This window comes from Vibrio sp. 1580 (assembly GCF_033340055.1).
Genome location: NZ_JAWOVT010000642.1, coordinates 1 through 539, shown reverse-complemented (window position 1 = coordinate 539; position 539 = coordinate 1). Strand labels below are relative to the sequence as shown.

Sequence of the window (539 nt, the reverse complement as noted above, 5' to 3'; positions counted from 1 at the left end):
TCTTCTTTGCGCTTGTTGTGGCCGGTCTAAGTTCACACATTTCGATTATGGAAGCCGTGACGTCAGCCATTATTGATAAGTTAAAGTGGAGCCGTAAGAAAGCAGCAAATGTGGTAATCGGTACTGGCTTTGTTGTGTCAATGGCATTTGCGACCAACGGTGGCCTACTGCTACTAGACTTAGTCGACCACTTTGCAAACAATGTTGGTATTATGGTTGGTGGCTTGATTGAAATCGTATTGATGGCTTGGTTGCTAAATCGTGTACCAGAAGTACGCGGCTACGTGAATGAGCGTTCTGATTTCTCTATCGGCCAATGGTTTGAGATTTGTTTACGCTTTGTAACACCAATCATGTTAGCAATCATCTTGGCAACTAAGCTTTATGCTCTATTTACAGAAGGCTATGGTGGCTACGATCTAACTCTAGGTTGGGCAATCATTGCCGCACTCTTTATCTTTGGCTTACTTATCAACGCAGCAAACCGCAAGGAGGCAGTAAAATGACCGTTAGCGCAATCATTATGATGGTTCTTGGTT

Annotated in this window: 1 pseudogene; it reads left to right on the top strand. The window is 43.6% G+C overall.

Annotated features, from left to right (window positions below):
- Positions 1-506, top strand: a pseudogene (locus R7093_RS27600) (sodium-dependent transporter); the annotation flags it as partial.
- Positions 507-539 lie beyond the last annotated feature (33 nt).